Source organism: Ruegeria sp. YTSA108 (genome assembly GCF_059610185.1).
The window spans coordinates 56,499-80,568 of record NZ_JBXWND010000001.1; the positions used below are offsets into that span (position 1 = coordinate 56,499).

Sequence of the window (24,070 nt, forward strand, 5' to 3'; positions counted from 1 at the left end):
GGCGCCCTGTATTCTGCCACTCACAATTTGCAGCCGACCGAAGCGGTGTCCAGTTCAATGGCGCTATCGTTTCCATTCGTCGCAGACGCAGGGTTGCCCAATCCTGCATTTGAAGCGATTGTGACGAGACTTAAAAACAGAGGGGATGGGCGCCGGTGACCTTATCCGAGCAGATTATCTGGGGAAGCGTTTATTTGGGTATCTGCTTTTTGATCGAAATTGCCCTGCTGACCTGGTGCATGCAGATCATCCGGGTGATGTCGATCAAACTGGAAAAAAGCAAAAGGTTCGTCACCATTGCAAGCCCGCTGACTATCGCGCTGATTTTTATCGTGATGATCCATACCTTTCAGGTCTGGCTTTGGGCGATTGTCTGGGTCTTTGGGGATGTTCTGGCGGACTGGAACTCGGCGCTGTATTTCTCTCTGGTTACGTTCACAACGCTGGGCTACGGCGACATTGTTCTGGACGACGGGCTGCGCATTTTTGGTGCCTTTGCCTCGGTCACCGGGCTTTTGGCATTTGGGCTGTCCACAGCCTTTTTGGTCGCGGTCATGTCGCGGGTGCTGCAGGAAGAGTCGATCCTTTAAAGGATTGGTGCGAACAACCGCGCCAGAGGCGAGCCGAACCGAATATAGGCCGGTTGTTCGGGCAAGGTTTTGTCCAGCTCATAGCTGGATTCAAAGTCCATCAGCAGCATGTTGTGAACCGCATGGGCCGCGTCCTTGTCAAAGAACAGGGCCATCGCCTCAAAATTCAGGCGGAAAGAACGATTGTCCAGATTGGTGGTGCCAACAGCGGTCAGAGTGTCGTCCACCAGAAATACTTTTTGATGCATGAATCCATCAGTGTACCGGTAGACCCGCGCGCCGCATTCCCTGATCTCGTCGAAATAGGCAAAGGCCGCCAGCCAAGGCAAGCGGTGATCAATCACGTCGGGAACCAGAATGCGAACATCTACCCCGCGCATTGCAGCGTGGCGTAGTGCGGTCATGATGTCGATATCAGGAACGAAATAGGGGGATGCGATCCACAATCGTTCCTTTGCTTCCGTGATTGCAGAAAAGAACATCATGGCGCCGGTTTCGGTTTCGTCCCCCGGACCTGTGGCGACGAGAAGGGCGTTCATGTCCTGATCAGATTCCTGACCCGCCCAGGCCAGTTGATCTATCAGGTCTTCTTGATGCGCCCAGTACCAGTCCTCTGTAAAGATCAGTTGTAGTTGGCGCACGATATGTCCAGTCAGCCTTATGTGTGTGTCCCGCCAATGTCCGAACTTTGCGGACTGACCGAGATATTCGTCGCCGACATTGTGGCCGCCGATAAAGCCGATTTCACCGTCTATGATCACCGTTTTCCTGTGATTGCGATAGTTTAGCTGAAATCGCTGTCCTGGATGACGCTTTTCATGCTGACCGGCAACGTGAATTCCCGCCGCGCGCAGCGACGTGATGTAGCTTGTCGGTAGGCCATAACTGCCTACGGCGTCGGTCATAAAGCGAACTAGCACGCCGCGCTCTGCGGCAGCGATCAGTTTGCTTTGCAGTTGCCGCCCCAATCCGTCATCACGCACGATGTAGAACTGGACAAGCACATAGTCCTGAGCCGCGTCGATAGCCTGAAAGATAGCGTCAAAGGTTGCCTGCCCATCGACAAGCAAATCTGCACCGTTGCCGCGTGATATGGGAAGATGCGCAAGCTCTTCGAAAGGGAGCGGATTGATCGTGATCATGCCCGGATCTGGGCGCGAAAAATCCGCAAAGCTTTTTATCCCTTCGACAACAGTCTCAGCGTGCTTTCGGGCCAGGCGATACCCGCGAAAACGATGATGTCCCAGAAACAAGTACAGCGGTACGCCAGCTATCGGCGCCGAGATCAAAAACACCACCCATCCCACGGCACCCTGCGGTGTGCGCGCTGTTTGAGCCGCGCGTATCGAAAAGACCGCGGCAGTCAGGTACAAACATAGGACAAAGAGGGAAACAAAGAGTGTCAGCATGGAGGATTCGATCCTGGCATTTTCCTTAGTGTTTCAAGTTGCATTGGGGATTGGCCTGTTCAGACTGTATTCCCCGATGGCGGCCCTTCGTCGCCGAGTTCACCATTCAGGGACATCAAAATTGCGATCGGGCGCAATGCGGGTATATGGCTGAAGATGATCAGGATGCAGACGGTCAGCGGAACGCTCAGGAAGGCTCCGATCAGACCCCAGACCGTGGTCCAGAACATAAGTGCCAGAATGACCAGAAATGTCGACATGTTCAGCGATCGGCCCAGCATGGCCGGGTCCAGAAAATTACCGATCATGAACTGAAGTGTGCCACAGCCGAAAACTATGATCAGAAACGGCCCGATACTTTCAAATTGAACCAGTGCAATCGCCGCTGGAAACAGAACCGCAATAATTGACCCAATCGAGGGTATGAAATTCAAGGCAAAGGTCAGCACGGCCCATGTCTCGGAATACTCAAGACCAAGGGTTTTGAAGACCACATAGCTGATTCCAGCCGTTATCAGGCTGATAAAGGTCTTCACTCCGACATAACGCTGCAGACTAAAGGAAATCGCGTCCAGAACCAAAGCGAACTCGGCACCGGTTTTAGGGTCACCGGCGGCCATACGGATCTTTTTGCGGAACGCCAGACGTTCGGCCATCAGGAAGGCAACGTAAAGGCTGATGAGGAAAAACTGGTTCAGCAAGGACGTCGCGCTGCCCAGCAACATCCGGGCGACGAAAGACATATCAATGTTGACCAGATTGTCCCGGATGAAGGCCGTGATATCGTTGCCCACAAGGTCGTTTATGCGGTTAACGGCCTCGTCGAACTGGCTTTCGTATGTATTGATCGAGCGTGCAAACTGCGTCGCCTGATTGCCCAGAATATACATGATCATGAACAACCCGACCAAAACCACGGTCACTCCAGCCAGGTTAGCCAACCAGACCGGAGCTTTGGTCAGCGCAATAACCCGGTCACTCAGCGCGATGATCAGGACGTTGATCAGCAAGGCCATGGTCAGCGGGATCAGAAAAGCGGAACCTGCATAAAGCCCCAATACGATCAGTGACACGACAATCGCGGTGTCGCGGACAACCGAAAGGCGCAACCTGTTCGGTATGCTTGGGTTCTGGTCGCTGGTTGGCATTTTTCGCCCGGCTTTGTGTAGGTTCCGTTTCGATCCTGCACGGGACAAAGGGATTATGCAATGCAACCAAACATTTGGAGTTGGTTAATTGCGTCCAGTCGGGTTTTGCCGGTTCTGGTTCGAATACAGTCAGGGTAGAGTTTTCGGATGACGACAAGTTTGATTCCCCTAACTGGAAGAGTAATTCGAGCCCTTTGGCTGGCCTTGGGTCGATTTGGGGCCAAAAACGGCATGGTCATGAGCAGCCACGTTGCCATGTCCCTGATGCTGGCCCTGTTTCCGTTTGTTCTGTTCACTGTGGCACTGGCTGGTACGCTGTCTCAGGATTATGTCACGGACGAGCTGATCGAACTGATCTTTGGCGCCTGGCCAAAAGATGTCGCCGGCCCGATTGTGGGAGAGTTGCGCTCGGTCCTGGCGGAATCAGGTTCGGGGGTAATCACCCTGGGCGGTTTGCTGGCCATTTTCTTTGCCTCAAACGGCGTAGTTGCGGTGCGGGCGGCCATGAACCAGGCCTATCATGATCATGACGCCTGGCCATTCTGGAAGACACGCTTGCTGTGCCTGGGATTGGTGATTGTTGGCGGGGCGGCCATTCTGGCCATCGCCGCCGTCGAAGTCGTCTTGCCGGTCTACACGCGCCTCGTGTCCGAAAAGACGGATGTTAACGTGTCAGACTGGTTGTCTGTGGATCGATTGCGCTGGACCTTTACTGTCGCGGTTCCTGCGGGCACGGTTATCGTTGCACATCTTGTGCTGCCGACGCGCCGCCATCGGCTGTGGCAAATCCTTCCGGGCGTTGTTCTGACACTCGCTCTGTGGGCGTTGGGCGGTTGGGGCTTTTCGATCTATATCGGACAGTTCGCCTCGTACAGCGCTACTTATGCTGGCCTTGCTGGGGCGATGGCTGCGTTGATTTTCCTGTATCTATGCGCGGCCATCCTGATTCTGGGCGCTGAATTCAACGGCGCGCTGATGGATTTGCAGGATCAAAGTAACGGACAAACCTGAAGGGCAGGGTGGCTGGGGCTGTAAAATAGCAATTCAAAGCCCGGTTTACGTCATGAAATCGGCACGTTTCTTACCCAAACTGCATGGACTGTGACCCCATACGCATCAAGGTGAGGCCTCATGACCAAACTGCCCGAAAGCGCGAAATCGCAAAATCCATCGTCGCTGACCCGGCGGATTGAAGAATTACGGGCCAAACCGGCGACGGATATCAGTCACGGTGAAGCATTGTTGTTGCAAGGAAACGCAATATCTTCGCTGCGTGAACAGCGCCTTGCGCGTTCTCTGGCTGACTTCGCAGATTAACTTCAGCCGCGAAATCCTGTTGCCACAACGAATTTTTCCGAACTGTCGGCGCGGGATGCCGGTGGTTTAACATGCGCTACCTTGTCAAACTTCTGTTTCAGTATCTTCTGCAGATCCCCTTCGGCCCCTCCGGCCAGAACCTTGGCGACAAACGTGCCGCCCTGTTCAAGCACATCAAAGGCGAAATAGGCGGCGGTTTCGCACAAGGCCATGATCCGCAAATGGTCGGTTTGTTTATGCCCCGAGGACGCAGCAGCCATATCTGACATCACCACGTCAGCTTTGCCACCCAACCAGTCTTTGACCTTCTGGTCGGCATCGTCCTCCATAAAGTCCAACTGGTGAACCTCGGACCCGGCCACCGGTTCGACCTCTTGTATGTCGACACCCAGAACAGTGCCGATTTTCTTACCGCTTTTCTCACCCAATGCATTAACGCGCTGGACCGCAACCTGCAGCCAGCCGCCTGGGGCGCAACCCAGATCGACGATGCGCGCACCTGGAACCAGGAAGCGGAATTTATCGTCCAGTTCCAATATCTTGAACGCCGCCCGCCCTCGATAGCCTTCGACCTGCGCGCGCTTGACATAGGGGTCATTCAGCTGACGTTCCAACCACCGGGTCGAGCTGATTTTGCGCCCGCGGGCGGTTTTGACCTTAACCTTCAGGTCGCGCTGCCCGCGGCCTGAATTGTTTTTGCCAGTAGGTGTCTTCGCCATCAGAACGGTCCGTCTTCCAATACACCGTCCGCGCTCATCTGCGCATAAAGCAGGCCTTCGCGCAGCCCCCGGTCCGCCACTGAAAGACGGTCGGTTGGCCAACATCGTAACAAAGCCTGCAATATGGCCGAGCCGGACATGATCAGGGCCTGGCGGTCATCGCCGATACGCGGATCTCTCCGCCGCCCCAGTGGGCCGAGTTCTAGATACCCGCGTATCACTTTGTCAATCTGATCGCTTGTCATGCGCAAACCGTCTACCTTGGTCCGGTCATACCGCTTCAATCCCAGATGTGAGGCTGCGACTGTCGTAACCGTGCCACTGGTGCCGACGATCTGAAAACCTTCGCGGGCTTGCTCATCCTTATAAGGCGCAAAATCGGCCAGGTTTTCTTCGAAAAACCAGCTCATCAAAGCAAACCGCGCCGCATCATCTTCGACATCATGGAACTGATCGCGCAGCGTCGCAACGCCGAGGGGAACACTGATCCAATCCACAACCTTGGCTGCAGGAAACGGGCTGTCTGTTGTATGAAATCCATTATGCAGACGCATAATCGCCGCCGGGCGATCCCGACGCGGAAGCGAGGATATGTCGATCCAGACAAGCTCTGTCGAACCGCCGCCAATATCCACAACCAACAACTGTTCTGTCTTAGTGGACACCAGCGGGGCACAGGATATTACGGCCAGGCGCGCTTCTTCCTCGGGCTGGATGATCTCAAGCGTCAACCCTGTTTCACCCTTTACCTGGCGAATGAATTCACGTGAATTTTTTGCACGGCGACAAGCCTCGGTTGCGACTAGACGCATCCGCTTGACCTTGTTGCGTTTCAGCTTTTGCTGGCAAATGCGCAACGCCTGAATGGTGCGCGCCATCGACGACCGAGACAAACGCCCCGTCCGCTCTAAGCCCGCGCCCAACTGCACGGATTTAGAAAAACTGTCCACCACATGAAACCCGCTGCCCTTGGGCTGGGCAATTAACATGCGACAGCTATTTGTTCCCAAATCCAGCGCGGCATAAAGCGCATCAGGATCGGGTCTTGCCGGCGCGGGGCTTTCGACCGCCTTCGGGAACGCGCCCGCACCTTTGGGACGCTTGGGCGCCATCTTCAACGCCCTCCGATTTACGAGTTACCCCGACCATAGGTCGGCCTTTTGGTTCGTGCAAGATACTCATTAAAGTGATGAGAATTTTGAGGTGAGGTTTACAGGAACAATTCGTTACAAGCCGTGTAACCCGTTGTAGGTGAAAACGTCGTTTGAAATGCGCCTTGTGTCGAAAATCGACCGACCTGCGACCACATTGAAGTTTAGAACCGGTCCATCTGGTTAGGAGGAATCAAAGCAGATGCCTGACGTCACCATCGTATACTGGCGCGACATTCCCGCCCAAGTCATCGTCGGCAAGGGCCGCCGGGGCGCAAAACGGCAGTTGGAAGAACGGTTCGAGCAAGCCATTGACCGCGCCGCCATGAAGGTGAACGCCAAGGACAGCGATGCCTATCTGGCCGAATGGCGCAAGGCCGTGCCTTTTGCGGTTGAGGGCGATCCGTCCGAAATTGCCGAACAGCAGGCTGTGCGTTTGGAAACGGAATATGATCAGGACCGTATCAAGGCTCTGATCGCCAATGACGGTTGGGCATGAGCTCGAAATCTATATGGGAGGCCGCTATGGCTTTGCTGAACTTCAAGAAACGTGATGCCGCCGAAAACGGTCCGGTAAGTCCAACCGTCGAAGCCTTCCTGCAGGGCTATTCGATTGAGGTGATGCCGCGCACCGCCGAGAAGGTCGAGGATTTTCGCGCTTTGTTGCCTGAAGGCACACGCGTCTATATTGCCCATATCGAAGGCACTCCGATCGAAGACATGGTCAAGACCGCCAAGCGCATCGCGGCGGACGGCTATCCTGTTATGCCGCATTTCCCGGCGCGGATCATTAAAGACACGGCGACGCTGGAAAACTGGATTTCCATGTACCAGGGTGAAGCAGGTGTGGATCAGGCGCTGCTGCTGGCCGGTGGTGTCGCGAATCCTCATGGTGATTTCGACAGCTCGATGCAGCTGCTGGAATCCGGCATGTTCGACAAAGCGGGCTTCAAGCGTCTGCACGTCGCTGGCCACCCCGAGGGCAACAAGGACATCGATCCCGACGGCTCGACCAAGAATGTCGATGACGCGCTACGCTGGAAACAGAAGTTCTCTGAGACCACAGATGCCGAAATGGCGCTGGCCACTCAGTTTGCCTTTGACGCCAAACCGATCATCGCCTGGGCCGACAGCCTGAAAGAGGCGGGGATCGACATTCCGGTTCATATCGGCATCGCCGGTCCGGCCAAGCTGCAAACGCTGATCAAATTCGCCATCGCTTGCGGCGTTGGCCCGTCACTGAAGGTCCTGCAAAAGCGCGCTATGGATGTGTCCAAGCTGCTGCTGCCTTATGAGCCCACGGATGTGATCACCGAATTGGCCAACCACAAAGCAGCCAACCCTGATTTCAATATCACAAACGTACACTTCTTCCCGCTTGGTGGCATCAAGACAAACGCCAACTGGGCCATCAACAACGGCGGCGCTTCGGCAAAGCCTGTAAACTCCTAAGGATCGGACATGACCCGTACAGTCGTAGAATCAAAAACAAAAACCGCCGTCCTGGGCTTTGACGAACCGTTCTGCGTGATCGGTGAGCGGATTAACCCGACAGGCCGCAAGAAACTGGCGGCGGAACTGGAAGCAGGCGATTTTTCGACCGTTGAAAAGGACGCCATCGCGCAGGTAGCTGCTGGCGCGACCGTTCTGGATATCAACGCGGGCGTTGTCTACAACTCGAACCCCAACCCGAACGAGACCGAACCGCCGCTGATGCGTAAGATCGTTGAAATGGTGCAGGGGCTGGTCGAAGTGCCGCTGTGTATCGATTCATCGGTTCCGGGAGCTCTGGAAGCGGGTCTTGAGGCGGCAGAGGGCCGTCCTCTGTTGAATTCGGTCACGGGTGAAGAAGATCGTCTGGAGCTGGTTCTGCCGCTGGTCAAGAAATACAATGTCCCTGTGGTGGCGATCTCAAATGACGATACGGGGATTTCGGAAGATCCCGATGTGCGGTTCGAAGTGGCCAAAAAGATTGTCGAACGGGCCGCTGATTTCGGCATCCCGGCCCATGACATCGTGGTCGATCCGCTGGTGATGCCTATCGGCGCAATGGCAACTGCCGGTCAGCAGGTGTTTGCTCTGGTTCGTCGTTTGCGTGAGGAACTGGGCGTGAACACCACTTGCGGGGCGTCCAATGTCTCGTTCGGTCTGCCGAACCGCCATGGTATCAACAACGCCTTCCTGCCAATGGCTATGGGCGCCGGCATGACCTCAGCGATCATGAACCCGGTGGCTCTGCCGGTTGGTCCCAAGAAACTGGCCGAGAAGAAGGCTGAAGTTGAAGCAAAGGGCATCATCCTGCCTGCGGACATGGATGATGAGACCTTCTGCCAGCTGTTTGGCCTGGGTTCGACCTTGCCGCGCGCCGGTAAAGAGATGGAGGCCATCCGCGCCGCCAACTTGCTGACCAATAACGATCCGCATGGCGGGGCTTGGATCAAATTCAACAAAGCCCCCAGCGAAGCCGGTGCCGAAGGAACTGGAGGTGGTCGTCGCGGCGGTGGCCGTCGCCGTCGCGCATAAGCGTTATAAAACAACATGCTGGCCGGGTCTTTTGATCCGGCCTTTTTTGTCTTCGCCGTCGCAAATAGCCTGACGGTTTGGATCAAAACCGCTTGAACCTGATCTTGTACCAGTGATATTCAGCTAGCAGCGGCGGGTATGATGTAATGGTAGCCTGTCAGCTTCCCAAGCTGAACGCGCGGGTTCGATTCCCGCTACCCGCTCCATTCAGTTCGATCGACGCGCTTGGTACAGGTTTATCACCGCCGGGATGTGCAGGCCGGTTTCGGATGTGAACTGGGCGAATTCCTGACAGACCTCGTGCTGGATTGCTGCTGCGTCCTGTTCGGTGCCTTCGAAATGCGCGATGGTTCGCGCGGCGGGGCCGACGCGGGTGCACAAGGCGGCTATTTCCTCTGACCCGCCAGCGCCGGGCAGGTTTAGGGAGATGGCTTGGGCCTGAATGTCCGACAGCCCCGCCTGTTGCATCATGCCGGTGACGTGATCCAGATCGTGAAACGCCAGCGGACCCGGCGCATAACGATCTACCCGAGGCGGCTGCCCAAGGCGTTTTACCGCAGCAATATGGGGTATTTTGAACCACGGGTTGTCATCCAATGGCCCCCAAGCTGCAAAGGTCATCTGCCCGCCGGGTTTAAGTGCGCGGGCGATATTGGCGAATGCAGCAACCGTATCGTCAAAGAACATCACGCCGAACCGTGAAATCGCGGAGTCCAACTGATTGGCAGGAAACCCGAATATCTGCGCGTCAGCATGTTGGAAGCTGATGTTGCTCAGCCCGTTTTCCGAGGCTCGGGCGCTGGCACGATCAAGAAACGCTTGCGATATATCGGCGGCCAGAACATCGCCATCCGGCCCGACCAATCGCGCGGCTGCAAGAGAGCTTTCGCCAGTGCCACAGCCGATGTCGAGCACATGCATTCCTAGTTTAAGCTGGGCATTCTCCAGCACAAGGTCCAGAACCGAAGCCATCAGTTGATCCAACTGATCCTGATATGTCAGCCATTTGGCTCCGGATTCGGATTTTCCCCAGTATTCTGCCTGTTCCTCATTCACCGACTGCATCGTACCCCTCCGTGGTTGCCGCGACTATGACCTCCGGCGACGGCGGCGGCCAGAGTTTTCCTGATCTCCACCACCGGTGTTGAACGAGGGCGCGGGCAGGGTCGTCACTTTTGCCAATTCCGGGAATGGATCCGTCTTGTGGGGGATCGCGTTCGCTGCCACGAAATGATCCTGAAACTTGGGCTCGATGGCAGTTTCAACCTTGGTGATTTCGCGTACTACGCGTTCAATTTCACTCCGCGATCCGATATTGCACAGTGCGATCCGGGCACCTGTACCGGCGGCGTTGCCCGCGCTTGAGACCTTGTTCAAGGGCGCATCTGGGATCATTCCCAGAACCATGGCATGTTTGGTCGAGATATGCGCGCCGAAGGCACCAGCAAGAACAATGCGGTCGACAGTATCCACGTTCATTTCGTCCATCAAAAGCCGCGCGCCTGCATAAAGCGCGGATTTTGCCAGTTGAATCGCGCGAATATCGCCCTGAGTGACTGTGATACGTGGGCCGCCTTCGGCGCTTGCGTCGTGGATCAGATAGGAATGGGTGCGCCCCTCGGGGACGTTGCGTGATGTGCCCGTTTGTTCTGCGGATCCGATCAGGCCGCTTTCATCCAGCAAACCCGCCATACGCATTTCCGCCACCGCTTCAATAATGCCTGATCCACAGATGCCGCTGATGCCAGTGGTTGCGATGTCTTGATCAAAACCCTCTTCATCCGACCATTTCTCGGACCCGATGACGCGAAAACGGGGTTCTTTAGTGACAGGATCAATCTCGATCCGTTCAATCGCACCGGGGGCGGCACGCTGACCAGAGCTGATCTGCGCGCCTTCAAAGGCCGGACCAGTCGGTGAGGAGCACGCCAGAACCCGGCTGGTATTGCCCAGCAGAATTTCGGCGTTCGTACCGACATCGACGATCAGAACCAGATCTTCGGATTTACCGGGCTCTTCCGACAAGGCAACCGCCGCACAATCCGCACCCACATGACCCGCAATGCAGGGCAGGATGTAGACCTGCGCACGTGGGTTCATGTTGGTCAGATTCATTTCGCGCGCGGGCAAAGACATGCTTTCGGACGTAGCCAAGGCAAAGGGCGCTTGGCCCAGCTCGACCGGATCCAGCCCAAGCAGCAGATGGTGCATGACCGGGTTACAGACGAACACCGTTTCGACAATCAGGTTGGCGTCAATCCCGGCCTCATCCGCGATGGATGTTGTCAGATCGTTTATCGCTTCTCGAACGGCTCGGGTCATCTCTTTGTCGCCGCCGGGGTTCATCATCGAATAGGACACGCGGCTCATCAGGTCTTCGCCAAAGCGGATTTGGGGGTTCATAAGGCCCGAAGATGCCTTGACCTCGCCTGTGTCCAGATCGGTCAGGTGAGCTGCAATCGTGGTAGAGCCGAGGTCGATGGCCAGACCGAAAAGTCCGTTCTCGTGCAATCCAGGCCAGATTTCCACGATCCGTGCGACATCGTCCTTGTGACCTTTATGCACCGCAACGGTGACCTCCCACTTACCCTTGCGCAATATAGGCTGCAGTTTGGACAACAAGGAAAGATCAGCGGTTACGGCGTCGACGTTCCATTGCTCGCGCAGCGCGCGTTCCAGACGTTCCAGATCGCCGGTTGGTGAATGCATGTCGGGTTCTTCTACCGCAACAAAATACAGCCGGGTGGCCGGATCCATTGTGATGGTGCGTGCTGTGGCGGCCTTGCGTACGACCTGACGGTGCACCTGGCTTTCTGGTGGCACGTCGATCACCACATCCCCCTGAACCGTGGCCTGACATCCAAGACGGCGGCCGGGTTTCAATCCGCGCTTGTCGTCATAGCGCTGTTCAACCGCGTTCCATTCGCTTAGTGCACCGTCGGCTACGGTCACGCCGTGCTTGGGAAACTCGCCATAGCTTGGTGTGATCTGGCATTTCGAACAAATCCCGCGTCCACCGCAAACGGAATCCAGATCCACACCCAGTTGCCGTGCCGCAGTCAGAACCGGAGTGCCTACGGGAAAGTGCCCGCGTTTGCCCGATGGGGTAAAGACAACAAGAGGGTCGGTGGTCATGATTGGCCTGCCTTTTATATTCGCGCCTATGTCGGGCAAGATATGGTTTTGTACGCAAAGGGAAAGGCCATTCAGCGGCACGTTTTGTGTGCGTTGCGTCGTTTTTTGCCGCAGCACCGACCAGCAGGTAAAAACTAGTTTATGTCGGGGGCTTTTCCTTAGATGCAATCCATGCAATAGGGTCACCGTCAAACGGGCTTTTGCATGGGGTTAACAAATGCAGATTCGTGAGGCACTCACCTTTGACGACGTTCTTCTGGTTCCGGGCGCATCTTCTGTGCTGCCGGCCACGGCGGATACGACCACGCGCGTGACGCGGGAAATCACCATGAACATCCCGCTGCTCAGCTCGGCGATGGACACGGTGACCGAGGCGCGCATGGCCATCGCCATGGCGCAGGCGGGCGGCATCGGCGTGGTGCACAAGAACCTGTCGATCGAAGAACAGGCCCGAGAGGTTCGGCGGGTCAAGAGATTTGAATCCGGTATTGTTTACAACCCGGTGACACTGCGGGTGGATCAGACGCTGGCGGACGCCAACGCGTTGGTGCAGCGTTATAACTTCACCGGCTTTCCCGTGGTGGACGAAGAAGGCCGCGTGGTCGGTATTCTGACCAACCGTGATATGCGTTTTGCGACTTCGGATGATACGCCGGTTCACGCGATGATGACCTCGGACAATCTGGCGATGCTTCAGGAACCCGCCGATCTGGAAGAGGCCAAAAGCCTGATGCGCGCGCGTCGGATCGAAAAGCTTCTGGTTGTGGACGGGGCGGGCAAGCTGACGGGTCTGCTGACTTTGAAAGATACCGAACAGGCGGTGCTGAACCCAACGGCCTGCAAGGATCGGCTGGGCCGGTTGCGAGTCGCGGCAGCGACGTCGGTTGGTGACTCTGGTTTCGAACGATCCGAACAACTGGTGGATTCCGGTGTCGACATTATCGTTGTAGACACCGCTCATGGGCATTCTCAAGGGGTGCTGGACGCGGTGAAGCGGGTCAAGACCCTGTCGAACGAGGTGCAGATCATTGCCGGTAACGTCGCCACTGGGGACGCAACCAAGGCGCTGATCGACGCAGGCGCGGATGCCATCAAGGTGGGGATAGGGCCGGGTTCGATCTGTACTACGCGGATGGTTGCCGGTGTGGGCGTGCCGCAGCTGACTGCGATCTTGGATTGCGCCGCGGCCGCCGGCGATGTGCCGGTTATCGCAGATGGTGGTATCAAATTCTCGGGCGATTTTGCCAAGGCGATTGCTGCGGGTGCGTCCTGTGCCATGGTTGGCTCAATGATCGCCGGAACAGATGAAAGCCCGGGCGAAGTGATCCTGTATCAGGGCCGGTCGTTCAAATCTTATCGCGGCATGGGCAGCCTAGGCGCGATGGCACGTGGCTCTGCGGATCGCTATTTCCAGAAGGATGCCGCCAGCGACAAGCTGGTGCCCGAAGGGATCGAAGGGCAGGTGCCTTACAAGGGCTCGGCCAGCGCGGTTGTGCATCAACTGGTCGGCGGCCTGCGCGCAGCCATGGGTTATACCGGCTGCGCCACGGTCGAAGAGATGCGAAAGAACTGCAACTTCGTCAGAATCACAGGGGCTGGCCTGAAGGAGAGCCATGTGCATGACGTGCAAATCACACGCGAAAGCCCGAATTATCGAGTGATGTAAATTGCCGGAACCTGAACTGCGGCGCCCCGGTGAGGGCGCCGCTTTGCGTTTTTGCCCTGCACTATAACGGAGAATGAAATGACCCCCGCCGCACGTGTTCAGGCCTCCATCGAAATTCTTGATCAGATTCTTTCGGGTGCCCCGGTCGAAAAGGCCCTGACCGGTTGGGCGCGGCGCAGCCGTTTCGCCGGTTCCAAAGACAGGGCTGCTATTCGCGACCACGTGTTTGGTGCTTTGCGGTGCAAAAGGTCATTTGCGGCGGCAGGTGGGGTGGAAACCGGTCGGGGGTTGATGATCGGCGCGATGCGCATGCAAGAAGTCGATCTGGATCAGATATTCAATGGCGAAGGGTACGCTCCGGCCAGTTTGGAAGAACACGAACAGGCTAAACCATGTGAATCCGACGCCCAGAAATACGACATACCGGAATGGCTTTGGCCAACCTTTCAAGAGTCTTTGGGTGATTTGACCCTTCCAGTGGCCGAGGCATTGCGAGCTCGGGCCCCGGTTCATTTGCGGGTCAATCTGATTAAGTCGAGTGTCGATCAGGCGGTCTCGGTCTTGCTGGCGGACGGCATCCAAGCGAGGCCACATCCCGCTTGTTCGACCGCACTCGAAGTTGTCGAGGGCGAGCGGAAAATCTCAGGAAGCCGCGCCTATACTGATGGGTTGGTCGAACTGCAGGATGCGGCGAGCCAGGCCGTCGTTGAATCATTGGACCTAAACCCCGGAATACGGGTTCTGGACTATTGTTCCGGCGGCGGCGGCAAAGCCTTGTCCTTGGCCGCGCATCACGGTGTAGATGTTTTCGCGCATGACGTTAATGCGGCGCGAATGCGTGATTTGCCCGCCCGGGCCGAAAGAGCGGGTGCACAGATAACGCTCCTGACCAATGACGAGATCTCTGCGCAGGCCCCATTCGACATTGTGCTGACGGATGCCCCCTGTTCAGGCAGCGGATCCTGGCGTCGCGCCCCGGCGGGAAAATGGTCTCTTACACAAGAAGGACTGAACCGGCTTACGGAAACGCAGCGGACGATCCTTGATGATGTCGCGCCTTTGGTGGGGCCAGCGGGTGTTCTTGCCTATGCAACCTGTTCCATGCTCGAGGTCGAAAACGGTGCAGTGATCGATGCGTTCGTGGCCGCGCACTCCGAATGGACCGAGACGTTTCGCAAAACGTGGTATGTATCACACGGTACTGACGGGTTTTTCACGTCACACTTGACGCGGTAGTCGGCGGACAAATAGCAACCTAAAGGAGAATTGCTCACTTTGTTGGTTAAGTGGGCGTTAACCCTTTTGCGTTGGGTTACACCTAGCCCGGCAAGTTGAGTATTTAATGTCCGATACCGCAGATTTCTATTCTGACCCAAAGTTACGAAATTCACCAAGCGGTTTGCGTCTAGCACCATTGGTTGCGATAGGGGTGTTGCTGTCACTGCTGCCGCTGGCAGAAATCATTCCCCAAGCCTGGAATCTCGGCCTTGTGGTGGCAGGTGTGTCTTTGCTTGCTGCATCACTGTTGGTCGTGGCGAGGGCGCTGATTTCCGACGACTCGGTACGTCGTGAGCTTAGGGTTATGGAGGTTTTTGCCGAAGAAGAGCTGTACCCCTGCGCGATTGCCAATGCACAGGGTGATGTTCTGATTTGCAATTCTCATGCCCGGGCTCAGCTCCATGTTTTTCCCGGCAACCGGCTGGATGAAGGTCTAAAGTCTATTTTTGCGAACCCGTCGGCAATTTTGCTGCGCCTACAGTCTTTGGCCGAGATCCATGGCCGTGCAAGAGAAGACGTTGTCACTTTAGAGACAACCGTACCGATTTCTGTTCTCGGTGTTGGGAAAAACTTTTTCTTTTGGCGGTTTCATCTGGATGGAACAGGTCAGTGGGATGCTGTGCCTGTGCCCATTTTGACTGAAGGCAGAAACGGAGCATTGCTGCGGATCAACGGGGCGGCGGAACAAATCCTGGGGCAACGACCCGACAACCTTGCACAGGTTCTGACTGGCGCGCAGCCCGAATTGGGTGAGGTTGTGCAGGTACAGACGGCACAGGGGCCAATTCCGGCTACGATGGCCGAACTGTCTCGGTCGGGAACCACGCGCGATTTGCTTGTTCTACCGCTTGATCGTGCACAGGAAAGTGGAATTGGCGCGTCATTTGTGGATCTTCCGGTCCCGGTAATGACCCTGTCTCCCGACGGGAGCATCCTTGAGGCCAACAGGCTGGCAACGCGTCTTGTCGGAAACATAGAGCCCGGAGAATCCAATGTTGTGCATATCATGCATGGTCTGGGGTATCCGGTTCTGGACTGGCTGACGCTGGCTTCAAATGAGGGCGCCGTTTCACGATCTGAATTCCTGAGGCTGACACGGGAAGACCGCGAGATATTCGTACAGGTCACATTGAAACGTGTGCTGAGCGAGGGAGAAGTCAGACTGATTGCGGTTCTGAATGATGCTACCGAACTCAAGACTTTAGAGGCGCAATTTGTGCAGGGACAAAAAATGCAAGCCGTTGGCCAACTGGCTGGGGGTGTAGCGCATGATTTCAACAATTTGCTAACGGCGATTTCCGGACATTGCGATCTTCTGCTTTTGCGGCACGACCAGAATGACCCTGACTACGGGGATCTTGTACAAATCAATCAGAACGCAAACCGTGCTGCAGCTTTGGTGAGCCAACTGCTGGCCTTTTCGCGCAAACAGACTTTGCAGCCGGAAATTCTGGATCTCAGAGATACGATCTCAGACCTTATTCATCTGCTAAATCGTCTGGTCGGAGAAAAGATTAAGCTGACACTCAGCCACGATCCCGTTCTGAAAGCGGTTCGTGCGGATAAACGCCAGCTAGAGCAGGTGTTGATGAACCTTGTCGTAAATGCCCGCGATGCAATGCCTGAAGGTGGTGAGGTCAGGATCGAAACCGAAGTGGTCGTGCTGACAGAACGCTTCACAAGGGATCGCGCTACGGTACAACCTGGTGAATACGTCACCGTCAAAGTCATTGATAGCGGAACGGGGATTGCCCCCGATAAGCTACAGAAAGTGTTCGAGCCTTTCTTTACAACCAAACGCACGGGTGAGGGGACAGGTTTGGGCCTGTCGACTGTCTACGGAATTGTAAAGCAAACCGGCGGTTATATTTTTGTCGACAGCATTCAGGGGAGAGGGACCGAGTTTATTATGTACCTGCCGGTTTCAACAGCCCCCAAAAAAACCGAGGCAGCGCCTGTGCAATCCCCTGAGAATCCAACGGTTCGCCAGGGTGAGGGTGTCGTGCTGCTGGTCGAAGACGAAGCCCCGGTTCGGGCCTTTGCTACCCGCGCATTGAGGTTGAAAGGCTACACTGTGCTCGAGGCCGATTCGGGAGAAGAGGCTCTGAGGCTTCTCGAAGATGGCACATTGAATGTTGACGCATTCGTCACCGATGTGGTCATGCCCGGATTGGATGGTCCGACCTGGGTTCGTATGGCTAAGCAGAACAGGCCAGATGTCCGGGTCATATTCATGTCTGGATACACAGAGGGTGCGTTTGGCGATTCCGGACCAGAGATTTCCGATTCAACTTTCCTGCCCAAACCATTTTCACTAAACCAACTGACCGAAGCTGTTTTTCAGCAGATCAATTAGGGTTTCAAAGTGCCGAGGCGTGGCAATCGAATTCCGCGGAGTGTGTGTTGCGGAACTTGGTCAATGTCTCTGCGCCCAGTGTTAGGTCTCGTGTGGGTGACACGTTTTCGCGTTGCAGCCGGATATCCATATTCAAGCGGTTTTGCAGGAAATCGAGAATTTTGTCCTGGTTTTCATATTTGAAGACATGGGTGGCGCCACGCCCGTTGTTGCGGGTGCGAAAAAATTGGCTCTGACTGCCGACATCGGCAAATTCAGGTCGGGGTGTGCGCATATAGGCCTGGATGAAATCATCAAAGCTCAGGTCATGTGTTGAATGCGGGTGGTCAAGACGCTCTTGGCGGCCGCGAAACCTGTACCAACTGCCCAGCCAATCGACCGGTTCACGAACAACCGCCATGATTTCCATCTCAGTATCGTACATTTTACGGAAAATGTTCTGGAAAAACCGATCATACCGGCGGACAGGTACGTGTTTCAGATCTGGCGGATCGGTGACAACCAGATCGGCACGGTCCCGCAAAGCCGTATGATAAGCGGTGCTGCCGGTTTTTGGGACAGCCAGAAACGCAAGGCGTTCTTCATAAAAAACAAGCATTTATTCGTCCATCGGCAGTAATTATCTCCAGCTCAGATTGGCGTAAACGACTCTTTAATACAATTACAGAACAGTAAGTAATGTAAGTTTTAGTTGAAATGTTCTCTTTTTGGTCCCATAAGGAACAAGAGGCGAACAAAGCAGCGATTGCCGCCCGTTCAAGGGTGTGACAAAAGGGAAGGCGACAGGACAATGGCGGATCTTCTGACGATGAGCGACAAGAAAAACGCAGATAAGCAAAAGGCGCTCGACAGCGCGCTGGCACAGATCGAACGGCAGTTCGGCAAAGGCTCGATCATGAAGCTGGGCGAGGATTCCAAGCAGGACATCGACGCCAGTTCGACCGGATCGCTGGGTCTGGATATCGCTCTGGGAATCGGCGGCCTGCCGATGGGCCGGATCGTTGAAATCTATGGCCCGGAAAGTTCAGGCAAAACTACGCTGACACTGCACTGCATCGCAGAACAGCAGAAACATGGCGGTGTATGCGCATTTGTCGATGCGGAACATGCGTTGGACCCGCAATATGCGCGCAAACTGGGCGTCGATCTGGACGAGTTGCTGATTTCGCAACCCGACACTGGCGAACAGGCGCTTGAGATTACCGATACGCTGGTCCGTTCGGGCGCCGTGAACATGGTCGTGGTTGACTCGGTCGCGGCGCTGACGCCGAAATCTGAACTCGAAGGCGATATGGGCGACAGCAGCGTTGGTGTGCAGGCCCGGCTGATGAGCCAGGCAATGCGTAAACTGACGGGTTCGATCAGCCGCTCGAACTGTATGGTGATCTTCATCAACCAAATCCGGATGAAAATCGGCGTGATGTTCGGCAGCCCGGAAACCACCACCGGTGGTAACGCCCTGAAATTCTACAGCTCGGTCCGTTTGGATATTCGTCGGATCGGTGCGATCAAGGACCGGGATGAGGTTGTTGGCAACCAGACCCGTGTGAAGGTCGTTAAAAACAAAGTGGCACCGCCCTTCAAGCAAGTTGAATTCGACATCATGTATGGCGAAGGCATCAGTAAAATGGGCGAGCTGCTGGATCTGGGCGTCAAGGCCGGTGTGGTCGAGAAGTCGGGCTCATGGTTCAGCTATGGTGATGAGCGGATCGGGCAGGGGCGTGAGAATGCCAAGCAGTATCTGCGCGACAACAACCGCATCGCGTTTGAGATCGAGGACAAGATTCGCGCGGCACATGGGCTGGAATTCGATGTGCCGCCCGGCGCGGAAGAGGATGATATCCTCGAGGCATAAGTGGTTCGGGAAGAAAGCGATTTTCGCTGCTCTTTCCTAAGAACGAACCATATTCCGAACAAGGCGGTCCGTCGGGGCCGCCTTGTTCCGTTCTGCGACGCTCGCCTGTGGACTATCCCGGGGGAGGCGGATAAACCCTTTTTGAAACAAACTGATCGCGCGCCGAGAGAGCCCTATGTCAACGTTGAACGAAATCCGATCGACCTTTTTGAACTACTTTGCCAAACAGGGGCACGAAGTAGTGGCATCCAGTCCCCTTGTGCCACGCAACGACCCGACATTGATGTTCGTCAACTCGGGTATGGTGCAGTTCAAAAACCTGTTCACCGGGGTCGAAACCCGTGACTATCAGCGCGCGACGACAGCACAGAAATGTGTTCGGGCCGGTGGCAAGCACAACGACTTGGACAATGTCGGCTATACTGCGCGTCACCACACATTCTTTGAGATGTTGGGCAATTTTTCGTTCGGCGATTACTTCAAGCCCGAAGCAATTCCATTCGCATGGGAATTGATCACCAAGGAATTCGGAGTCGATAAAAACCGCCTTCTGACAACGGTTTACCACACCGATGACGAGGCGTTCGAGATGTGGAAGAAGGTGGGCGTCCCCGAAGATCGGATCATCCGTATCGCAACCAATGACAATTTCTGGCAGATGGGCCCGACCGGCCCGTGCGGTCCCTGCACCGAGATTTTCTACGACCACGGGGATCATATCTGGGGCGGCCCTCCGGGTTCGCCTGAGGAAGACGGTGACCGGTTCATCGAGATCTGGAACATAGTTTTCATGCAGAACGAACAGTTCGAGGACGGCTCGATGGTCGAGCTCGACATGCAGTCTATCGACACCGGGATGGGGCTGGAGCGGATTGGTGCCCTATTGCAAGGAAGCCATGACAATTATGACACCGATCTGTTCAAGACCCTGATCGAGGCCTCGGCGAGTGCCACAAATGTCGATCCCTATGGGGATCAAAACGTACATCACCGCGTGATTGCGGATCACCTGCGGTCGACCTCGTTCCTGATTGCAGACGGGGTAATGCCCAGTAATGACGGGCGCGGCTATGTGCTGCGGCGGATCATGCGTCGTGCGATGCGGCATGCGCATCTGTTGGGTGCGAAGGATCCGGTGATGTATAAGCTGGTGCCGACATTGGTCCAACTGATGGGTGCTCAGTACACCGAACTTGGCCAGGCTCAGTCGCTGATCGAAGAGACGCTGTTGCTGGAAGAAACCCGCTTTAAGCAAACATTGGATCGCGGCCTGAAGTTGTTGGATGACGAGGTCTCTGACCTGCCAGAGGGTGCGGCACTGTCTGGAGAGGCCGCTTTCAAGCTGTATGATACATACGGTTTTCCGCTTGATCTGACACAAGATGCACTGCGTGAAAAAGGCCGGACGGTTGATACCGACGGGTTTGATACGGCGATGGCCGAGCAAAAGGCCAAGGCACGCGCTGCCTGGGCTGGATCAGGGGAAGCAGCGGACCAAGCCGTTTGGTTTGACGTTCTGGATATCGCGGGCGCTACGGATTTTCTTGGATACGATACAGAAAAGGCTGAAGGACAGGTCGCGGCAATGGTCGTGGATGGCGCTTTGGTCGACAAGATCGAGACAGGTTGTTCCGGCTGGGTCGTTGTGAACCAAACCCCGTTTTATGGTGAATCCGGTGGTCAGATAGGAGACACCGGCGAAATTCGTCGTCTGGAAGAGCGTGATGATGTCGCGCGGGTCGAGGACACCCGGAAATTTGCGGATGGCAAAATCTATGCGCATCGGGTCACGGTCGATCACGGTACCTTGTCCAAGGGAGACGCAGTTGAGCTTGAGGTAGACCATGTTCGCCGCACCGCCATCCGGGCCAACCATTCGGCCACACATTTGCTGCACGAAGCATTGCGGGAAACATTGGGTGACCACGTTGCGCAGCGCGGTTCTTTGAATGCGGCTGACCGGCTGCGATTCGACTTTAGCCACGCGAAGGCGATGAGCCCCGAGGAAATTCGGCAAGTTGAACGCTCGGTCAACGCTTTCATCCGCCAGAACTCGAACGTCGAGACCCGGATCATGACACCGGATGATGCCCGGGAACTGGGTGCGCAGGCCCTTTTCGGTGAGAAATACGGCGACGAAGTTCGCGTGGTTTCGATGGGCAAAGCGCCAACCGGCAAAGGCCAGGATGGTGAGACTTGGTCGATCGAACTGTGTGGTGGAACGCATGTTCGCCAGACCGGTGATATTGGCGCGCTTGTTGTATTGGGGGATAGCGCCAGCAGTGCCGGTGTCCGGCGGATCGAAGCGCTTACCGGTGATGAAGCCCTGGTTTACCTGACCGACCAGGACCAACGTTTGGGGCAGATCGCATCTGAACTGAAAGCACAACCGGATGACGTTGTATCTCGTGTCAAAGCTCTGTTGGATGAACGTAAATCCCTTCAAAATGAAGTTGCGCAGCTGCGCCGCGATCTCGCGATGGCTGGTGGTTCAGGGCAGGGCGGTAGCGCTGAGGCCAAAACGGTAAATGGTATAGCGTTCCTGGCTCAGTCCCTTACTGGCGTATCTGGCAAGGACTTACCCGCGCTGATCGACGAACACAAAAGCCGACTTGGATCGGGTGCTGTGTTGCTGATAGCGGATACGGGCGGCAAAGCAGCCGTCGCGGCCGGTGTCACAGCTGATCTGACGGATGCAATCTCGGCCGTGGATCTGGTTCGGGCGGCGGTTGCTGAACTTGGTGGAAAAGGTGGCGGTGGACGCCCTGACATGGCGCAAGGTGGTGGCAAGGACGCTTCGAATGCTGATGCCGCGATCAAGGCTGCAGAGAATATTCTTGGAGGTTAACAAAATGTCCGCACTTTGGATTGCACATGTCAGTGTTACTGACGCCGAATCCTATGGAAAATATGCCGAGCTCGCCGGGCCAGCGATTGCCAAACACGGTGGTGCGTTTATCGCGCGTGCTGCGCGATACGTGCAGTTGGAAGGCAAAGAACGGCCGCGCAACGTTGTCGCCAAATTCCCCTCATTGGAAGCCGCTGTAGAGTGTTATAATTCGGTGGAATATCAGCAAGCACTGGATCACGCGCGTGGTGCAAGTGAGCGGGAATTGGTGGTCGTAGAGATCACAGATTAGAATCACCCCGTGCGATCAAGGATTTAATACCCCTGTCAGCTTATTCATTGGGCGGTTTTCAGCCAAAAGATGGCCGCCCAATTATGACGTTGCGGCAAGCGTCGACCTGAAGTCCCATAAATTTTTTATTTACAAGTAGTTAGCGGGTCTTGATGTCGGGCCTGCCAAGGGGTTCGTGTTTCGAATGTGGCGAGCAGCGCCAGATTCTTACCCAAAAATGCCATTTTCAATGACGGAATTCCGCCTCTTTTAGTTGCAAGATTTGAGACAGATTGCACAATTAGGCGTGTTTACCGATAGTTTCGGAAAACGGAATATGGTCCTGTTTTGCGGCAATCGCAGGGAAAACACGGATCGAGGGACAGGCATGGCGACCATGGGTACGGAATTTAGGGCCGTTAATGCGCGGATCTGGACTGGTTTTGGTAGAACTTTAGGAATCCTCGCATTGGCGTTGGGCTCCTCGGTTATGGCACCAGATGCGCAAGCGCGGGAAGGCAACTTCATCCGCACAGTCGCATCTTCGCCCCCGCCGTCTGGAGCGCGGCAACTGTGCCGTCAATACTCTTGGGCATGTTCCAGCAAGGCTTCGAATTCAATGTCGAGCCAGCAAGAGATGCAGATCATCAAAAAGGTCAACCGGCAGGTAAACGCAACCACCCGCTCGGTTACTGACCAAGCCCAATATAGAACTCGGGAACGTTGGGCACTGCCGACTTCGCGCGGTGGGGATTGCGAAGACTTTGCTCTGCTGAAGAAAAGGGATCTTATCCGTGCGGGCGTCGATCCGAGCAAACTTTTGATCGCAACTGTACTGGATACGCAGCGAAATTCTCATGCGGTTTTGGTTTATCGCTCGGCCAGTGGCGATCTGGTTCTGGATAACTTGACCAACCGCATCAAACCCTGGTCGGCGACGCGATATCTGTTTCTGCGGATGCAGGACCCTCGGCGGCCCAGTAAATGGGTCGGGGTCTTCGGCAGAAGCTGAGGAAAGCTAATCTCAGCTGGTTAGAATGCAAAAATGGCGAAGCAGCAGCTTCGCCATTTTCTGTAGTACTAAATTAGCTTACTTAGGGTTGCCCGGATTGTTGGTACCGTTCGGGTTCTGAGATTGGCCGCCTGGATTGGTTCCGTCGCTATGGCCAGAACGGTTGCCCTTGGGTCCACCGTCACCACCTTCGCCGCCGTCACCACCTTCGCCGCCGTCGCCACCTTCGCCGCCGTCACCACCTTCGCCGCCGTCGCCACCTTCGCCGCCGTCACCGCCTTCGCCGCCGTCACCGCCGTCACCACCTTCGCCGCCGTCGCCGCCGTCGCCACCTTCGCCGCCGTCGCCACCTTCGCCGCCGTCACCACCTTCGCCGCCGTCGCCACCTTCGCCGCCGTCGCCACCTTCGCCGCCGTCACCACCGTCGCCGCCGTCACCACCGTCGTCATCATCGTTGCCGTCACCATTGCCGCCACCGCCGCCGCGGGTATCACCGCCGCCGCCGCCGCCACCGCCGCCGCCGGTACCACCGCCGCCGCCACCGCCGCCGCCGGAACCACCACCGCCATTTTCATCAGCAGCGCCGTCTCCTGATCGTTGCTCATTTCCGAGAATAGATGCGGTTGGAAAGTCAGTCAGAACTGCTGCAAAAGCTGGGCAACTCTCCAATGTACGGGACAAGATGTCCTCGAAATCTGAGCGTCGCTGCAAATAGCGCAGCATCCGGGCGTCTACGACAGAACATGCACAAAGCGTTTCAGTCGATACCGACTGTTTGGCTGTTCGTATTGT

General features: G+C 55.9%; 21 protein-coding genes and 1 tRNA gene. 15 read left to right on the plus strand and 7 right to left on the minus strand.

Translation table 11 applies throughout. The features are described 5' to 3' along the window. Nucleotides 1-155: 155 nt before the first annotated feature. The gene (locus tag AC2FHW_RS00285) at nucleotides 156-590 is read left to right on the plus strand and encodes an ion channel (RefSeq protein WP_271947221.1); all 435 of its coding nucleotides are present in this window, start codon (nucleotides 156-158) and stop codon (nucleotides 588-590) included. Here AC2FHW_RS00285 and cls read toward each other — a convergent pair. Both cls and AC2FHW_RS00295 read right to left on the minus strand, forming a co-directional pair. After that, on the minus strand, nucleotides 587-1,999 hold the full coding sequence (gene cls / locus AC2FHW_RS00290) for a cardiolipin synthase (RefSeq protein ID WP_496821294.1): 1,413 nt from the start codon (nucleotides 1,997-1,999) through the stop codon (nucleotides 587-589). The two genes, AC2FHW_RS00285 and cls, sit on opposite strands and share 4 nt — an antisense overlap. A gap of 59 nt (nucleotides 2,000-2,058) precedes the next feature. Next, nucleotides 2,059-3,147, minus strand: coding sequence for an AI-2E family transporter (locus AC2FHW_RS00295; RefSeq protein WP_496691208.1), 1,089 nt, complete (start codon nucleotides 3,145-3,147; stop codon nucleotides 2,059-2,061). A 147-nt stretch (nucleotides 3,148-3,294) separates the two neighbouring features. Between AC2FHW_RS00295 and AC2FHW_RS00300 the strand changes: the two genes are divergently transcribed. Further along, nucleotides 3,295-4,158, plus strand: a complete 864-nt coding sequence (locus AC2FHW_RS00300; protein ID WP_496821295.1) for a YihY/virulence factor BrkB family protein — start codon at nucleotides 3,295-3,297, stop codon at nucleotides 4,156-4,158. Nucleotides 4,159-4,278: 120 nt separating this feature from the next. Further along, complete coding sequence (locus AC2FHW_RS00305) at nucleotides 4,279-4,464, plus strand: hypothetical protein (RefSeq protein WP_142633690.1); 186 nt, start codon at nucleotides 4,279-4,281, stop codon at nucleotides 4,462-4,464. Between the two features lie 2 nt (nucleotides 4,465-4,466). On the opposite strand, the gene AC2FHW_RS00310 is transcribed toward AC2FHW_RS00305, so the two are convergent. Both AC2FHW_RS00310 and AC2FHW_RS00315 read right to left on the minus strand, forming a co-directional pair. Continuing rightward, a complete protein-coding gene (locus AC2FHW_RS00310; protein ID WP_142633692.1) occupies nucleotides 4,467-5,183 on the minus strand; it encodes an RlmE family RNA methyltransferase in 717 nt (238 codons plus the stop codon). Beyond that, the gene (locus tag AC2FHW_RS00315) at nucleotides 5,183-6,295 is read right to left on the minus strand and encodes a Ppx/GppA phosphatase family protein (RefSeq protein WP_142633694.1); all 1,113 of its coding nucleotides are present in this window, start codon (nucleotides 6,293-6,295) and stop codon (nucleotides 5,183-5,185) included. The genes AC2FHW_RS00310 and AC2FHW_RS00315 overlap by 1 nt, the downstream gene beginning before the upstream one ends. A gap of 241 nt (nucleotides 6,296-6,536) precedes the next feature. Between AC2FHW_RS00315 and AC2FHW_RS00320 the strand changes: the two genes are divergently transcribed. From AC2FHW_RS00320 to AC2FHW_RS00335, 4 genes are all read left to right on the plus strand, one after another. Next, the gene (locus AC2FHW_RS00320; RefSeq protein ID WP_496728273.1) at nucleotides 6,537-6,833 is read left to right on the plus strand and encodes a virulence factor; all 297 of its coding nucleotides are present in this window, start codon (nucleotides 6,537-6,539) and stop codon (nucleotides 6,831-6,833) included. A 26-nt stretch (nucleotides 6,834-6,859) separates the two neighbouring features. Further along, nucleotides 6,860-7,786: a methylenetetrahydrofolate reductase gene (locus AC2FHW_RS00325; protein WP_142635118.1), complete on the plus strand. Its 927-nt coding sequence runs from the start codon at nucleotides 6,860-6,862 to the stop codon at nucleotides 7,784-7,786. Between the two features lie 9 nt (nucleotides 7,787-7,795). Then, nucleotides 7,796-8,857, plus strand: a complete 1,062-nt coding sequence (locus AC2FHW_RS00330) for a methyltetrahydrofolate cobalamin methyltransferase (RefSeq protein WP_271947214.1) — start codon at nucleotides 7,796-7,798, stop codon at nucleotides 8,855-8,857. Between the two features lie 132 nt (nucleotides 8,858-8,989). Then, nucleotides 8,990-9,063: transfer RNA gene (locus AC2FHW_RS00335), tRNA-Gly, on the plus strand. A 1-nt stretch (nucleotide 9,064) separates the two neighbouring features. Here AC2FHW_RS00335 and AC2FHW_RS00340 read toward each other — a convergent pair. Next, entirely contained in the window at nucleotides 9,065-9,922 is an 858-nt protein-coding gene (locus AC2FHW_RS00340) for a class I SAM-dependent methyltransferase (RefSeq protein WP_271947212.1), read from the minus strand. 24 nt (nucleotides 9,923-9,946) lie between these two features. Beyond that, nucleotides 9,947-11,992: an ASKHA domain-containing protein gene (locus tag AC2FHW_RS00345; RefSeq protein ID WP_496821296.1), complete on the minus strand. Its 2,046-nt coding sequence runs from the start codon at nucleotides 11,990-11,992 to the stop codon at nucleotides 9,947-9,949. 217 nt (nucleotides 11,993-12,209) lie between these two features. Between AC2FHW_RS00345 and guaB the strand changes: the two genes are divergently transcribed. The 3 genes from guaB (at nucleotide 12,210) to AC2FHW_RS00360 (ending at nucleotide 17,292) form a co-directional block, all read left to right on the plus strand. Continuing rightward, complete coding sequence (gene guaB / locus AC2FHW_RS00350) at nucleotides 12,210-13,658, plus strand: IMP dehydrogenase (RefSeq protein WP_496821297.1); 1,449 nt, start codon at nucleotides 12,210-12,212, stop codon at nucleotides 13,656-13,658. 78 nt (nucleotides 13,659-13,736) lie between these two features. After that, nucleotides 13,737-14,894, plus strand: coding sequence for an RsmB/NOP family class I SAM-dependent RNA methyltransferase (locus AC2FHW_RS00355; protein ID WP_142633706.1), 1,158 nt, complete (start codon nucleotides 13,737-13,739; stop codon nucleotides 14,892-14,894). 106 nt (nucleotides 14,895-15,000) lie between these two features. Next, nucleotides 15,001-17,292, plus strand: coding sequence for a hybrid sensor histidine kinase/response regulator (locus AC2FHW_RS00360; RefSeq protein WP_271947207.1), 2,292 nt, complete (start codon nucleotides 15,001-15,003; stop codon nucleotides 17,290-17,292). A 4-nt stretch (nucleotides 17,293-17,296) separates the two neighbouring features. Here AC2FHW_RS00360 and AC2FHW_RS00365 read toward each other — a convergent pair whose 3' ends face one another. Further along, complete coding sequence (locus AC2FHW_RS00365; RefSeq protein WP_271947185.1) at nucleotides 17,297-17,890, minus strand: sulfotransferase family 2 domain-containing protein; 594 nt, start codon at nucleotides 17,888-17,890, stop codon at nucleotides 17,297-17,299. Between the two features lie 192 nt (nucleotides 17,891-18,082). Here AC2FHW_RS00365 and recA point away from each other — a divergent pair, with 192 nt between their 5' ends. The 5 genes from recA (at nucleotide 18,083) to AC2FHW_RS00390 (ending at nucleotide 23,872) form a co-directional block, all read left to right on the plus strand. Beyond that, on the plus strand, nucleotides 18,083-19,147 hold the full coding sequence (gene recA, locus AC2FHW_RS00370) for a recombinase RecA (RefSeq protein WP_142633714.1): 1,065 nt from the start codon (nucleotides 18,083-18,085) through the stop codon (nucleotides 19,145-19,147). A 175-nt stretch (nucleotides 19,148-19,322) separates the two neighbouring features. Continuing rightward, a complete protein-coding gene (gene alaS / locus AC2FHW_RS00375; protein WP_271947183.1) occupies nucleotides 19,323-21,995 on the plus strand; it encodes an alanine--tRNA ligase in 2,673 nt (890 codons plus the stop codon). Between the two features lie 4 nt (nucleotides 21,996-21,999). Continuing rightward, nucleotides 22,000-22,287: a DUF1330 domain-containing protein gene (locus tag AC2FHW_RS00380; RefSeq protein WP_142633718.1), complete on the plus strand. Its 288-nt coding sequence runs from the start codon at nucleotides 22,000-22,002 to the stop codon at nucleotides 22,285-22,287. A 469-nt stretch (nucleotides 22,288-22,756) separates the two neighbouring features. Continuing rightward, nucleotides 22,757-23,278: a transglutaminase-like cysteine peptidase gene (locus AC2FHW_RS00385; RefSeq protein ID WP_246097162.1), complete on the plus strand. Its 522-nt coding sequence runs from the start codon at nucleotides 22,757-22,759 to the stop codon at nucleotides 23,276-23,278. Between the two features lie 123 nt (nucleotides 23,279-23,401). Further along, nucleotides 23,402-23,872, plus strand: a complete 471-nt coding sequence (locus AC2FHW_RS00390) for a hypothetical protein (protein WP_496821298.1) — start codon at nucleotides 23,402-23,404, stop codon at nucleotides 23,870-23,872. Nucleotides 23,873-24,070: the final 198 nt, after the last annotated feature.

What these genes read in the sequence shown, in the direction of transcription:
- AC2FHW_RS00355 (WP_142633706.1), top strand. Translation starts at nt 13,737, where the DNA reads ATGACCCCCGCCGCACGTGTTCAGGCCTCCATCGAAATTCTTGATCAG.
- AC2FHW_RS00310 (WP_142633692.1), bottom strand. Translation starts at nt 5,183, where the DNA reads ATGGCGAAGACACCTACTGGCAAAAACAATTCAGGCCGCGGGCAGCGC.
- AC2FHW_RS00300 (WP_496821295.1), top strand. Translation starts at nt 3,295, where the DNA reads ATGACGACAAGTTTGATTCCCCTAACTGGAAGAGTAATTCGAGCCCTT.
- AC2FHW_RS00360 (WP_271947207.1), top strand. Translation starts at nt 15,001, where the DNA reads ATGTCCGATACCGCAGATTTCTATTCTGACCCAAAGTTACGAAATTCA.
- recA (WP_142633714.1), top strand. Translation starts at nt 18,083, where the DNA reads ATGGCGGATCTTCTGACGATGAGCGACAAGAAAAACGCAGATAAGCAA.
- AC2FHW_RS00295 (WP_496691208.1), bottom strand. Translation starts at nt 3,147, where the DNA reads ATGCCAACCAGCGACCAGAACCCAAGCATACCGAACAGGTTGCGCCTT.
- guaB (WP_496821297.1), top strand. Translation starts at nt 12,210, where the DNA reads ATGCAGATTCGTGAGGCACTCACCTTTGACGACGTTCTTCTGGTTCCG.
- AC2FHW_RS00325 (WP_142635118.1), top strand. Translation starts at nt 6,860, where the DNA reads ATGGCTTTGCTGAACTTCAAGAAACGTGATGCCGCCGAAAACGGTCCG.
- AC2FHW_RS00380 (WP_142633718.1), top strand. Translation starts at nt 22,000, where the DNA reads ATGTCCGCACTTTGGATTGCACATGTCAGTGTTACTGACGCCGAATCC.
- AC2FHW_RS00345 (WP_496821296.1), bottom strand. Translation starts at nt 11,992, where the DNA reads ATGACCACCGACCCTCTTGTTGTCTTTACCCCATCGGGCAAACGCGGG.
- alaS (WP_271947183.1), top strand. Translation starts at nt 19,323, where the DNA reads ATGTCAACGTTGAACGAAATCCGATCGACCTTTTTGAACTACTTTGCC.
- cls (WP_496821294.1), bottom strand. Translation starts at nt 1,999, where the DNA reads ATGCTGACACTCTTTGTTTCCCTCTTTGTCCTATGTTTGTACCTGACT.
- AC2FHW_RS00385 (WP_246097162.1), top strand. Translation starts at nt 22,757, where the DNA reads ATGGCACCAGATGCGCAAGCGCGGGAAGGCAACTTCATCCGCACAGTC.
- AC2FHW_RS00330 (WP_271947214.1), top strand. Translation starts at nt 7,796, where the DNA reads ATGACCCGTACAGTCGTAGAATCAAAAACAAAAACCGCCGTCCTGGGC.
- AC2FHW_RS00320 (WP_496728273.1), top strand. Translation starts at nt 6,537, where the DNA reads ATGCCTGACGTCACCATCGTATACTGGCGCGACATTCCCGCCCAAGTC.
- AC2FHW_RS00365 (WP_271947185.1), bottom strand. Translation starts at nt 17,890, where the DNA reads ATGCTTGTTTTTTATGAAGAACGCCTTGCGTTTCTGGCTGTCCCAAAA.
- AC2FHW_RS00340 (WP_271947212.1), bottom strand. Translation starts at nt 9,922, where the DNA reads ATGCAGTCGGTGAATGAGGAACAGGCAGAATACTGGGGAAAATCCGAA.
- AC2FHW_RS00305 (WP_142633690.1), top strand. Translation starts at nt 4,279, where the DNA reads ATGACCAAACTGCCCGAAAGCGCGAAATCGCAAAATCCATCGTCGCTG.
- AC2FHW_RS00315 (WP_142633694.1), bottom strand. Translation starts at nt 6,295, where the DNA reads ATGGCGCCCAAGCGTCCCAAAGGTGCGGGCGCGTTCCCGAAGGCGGTC.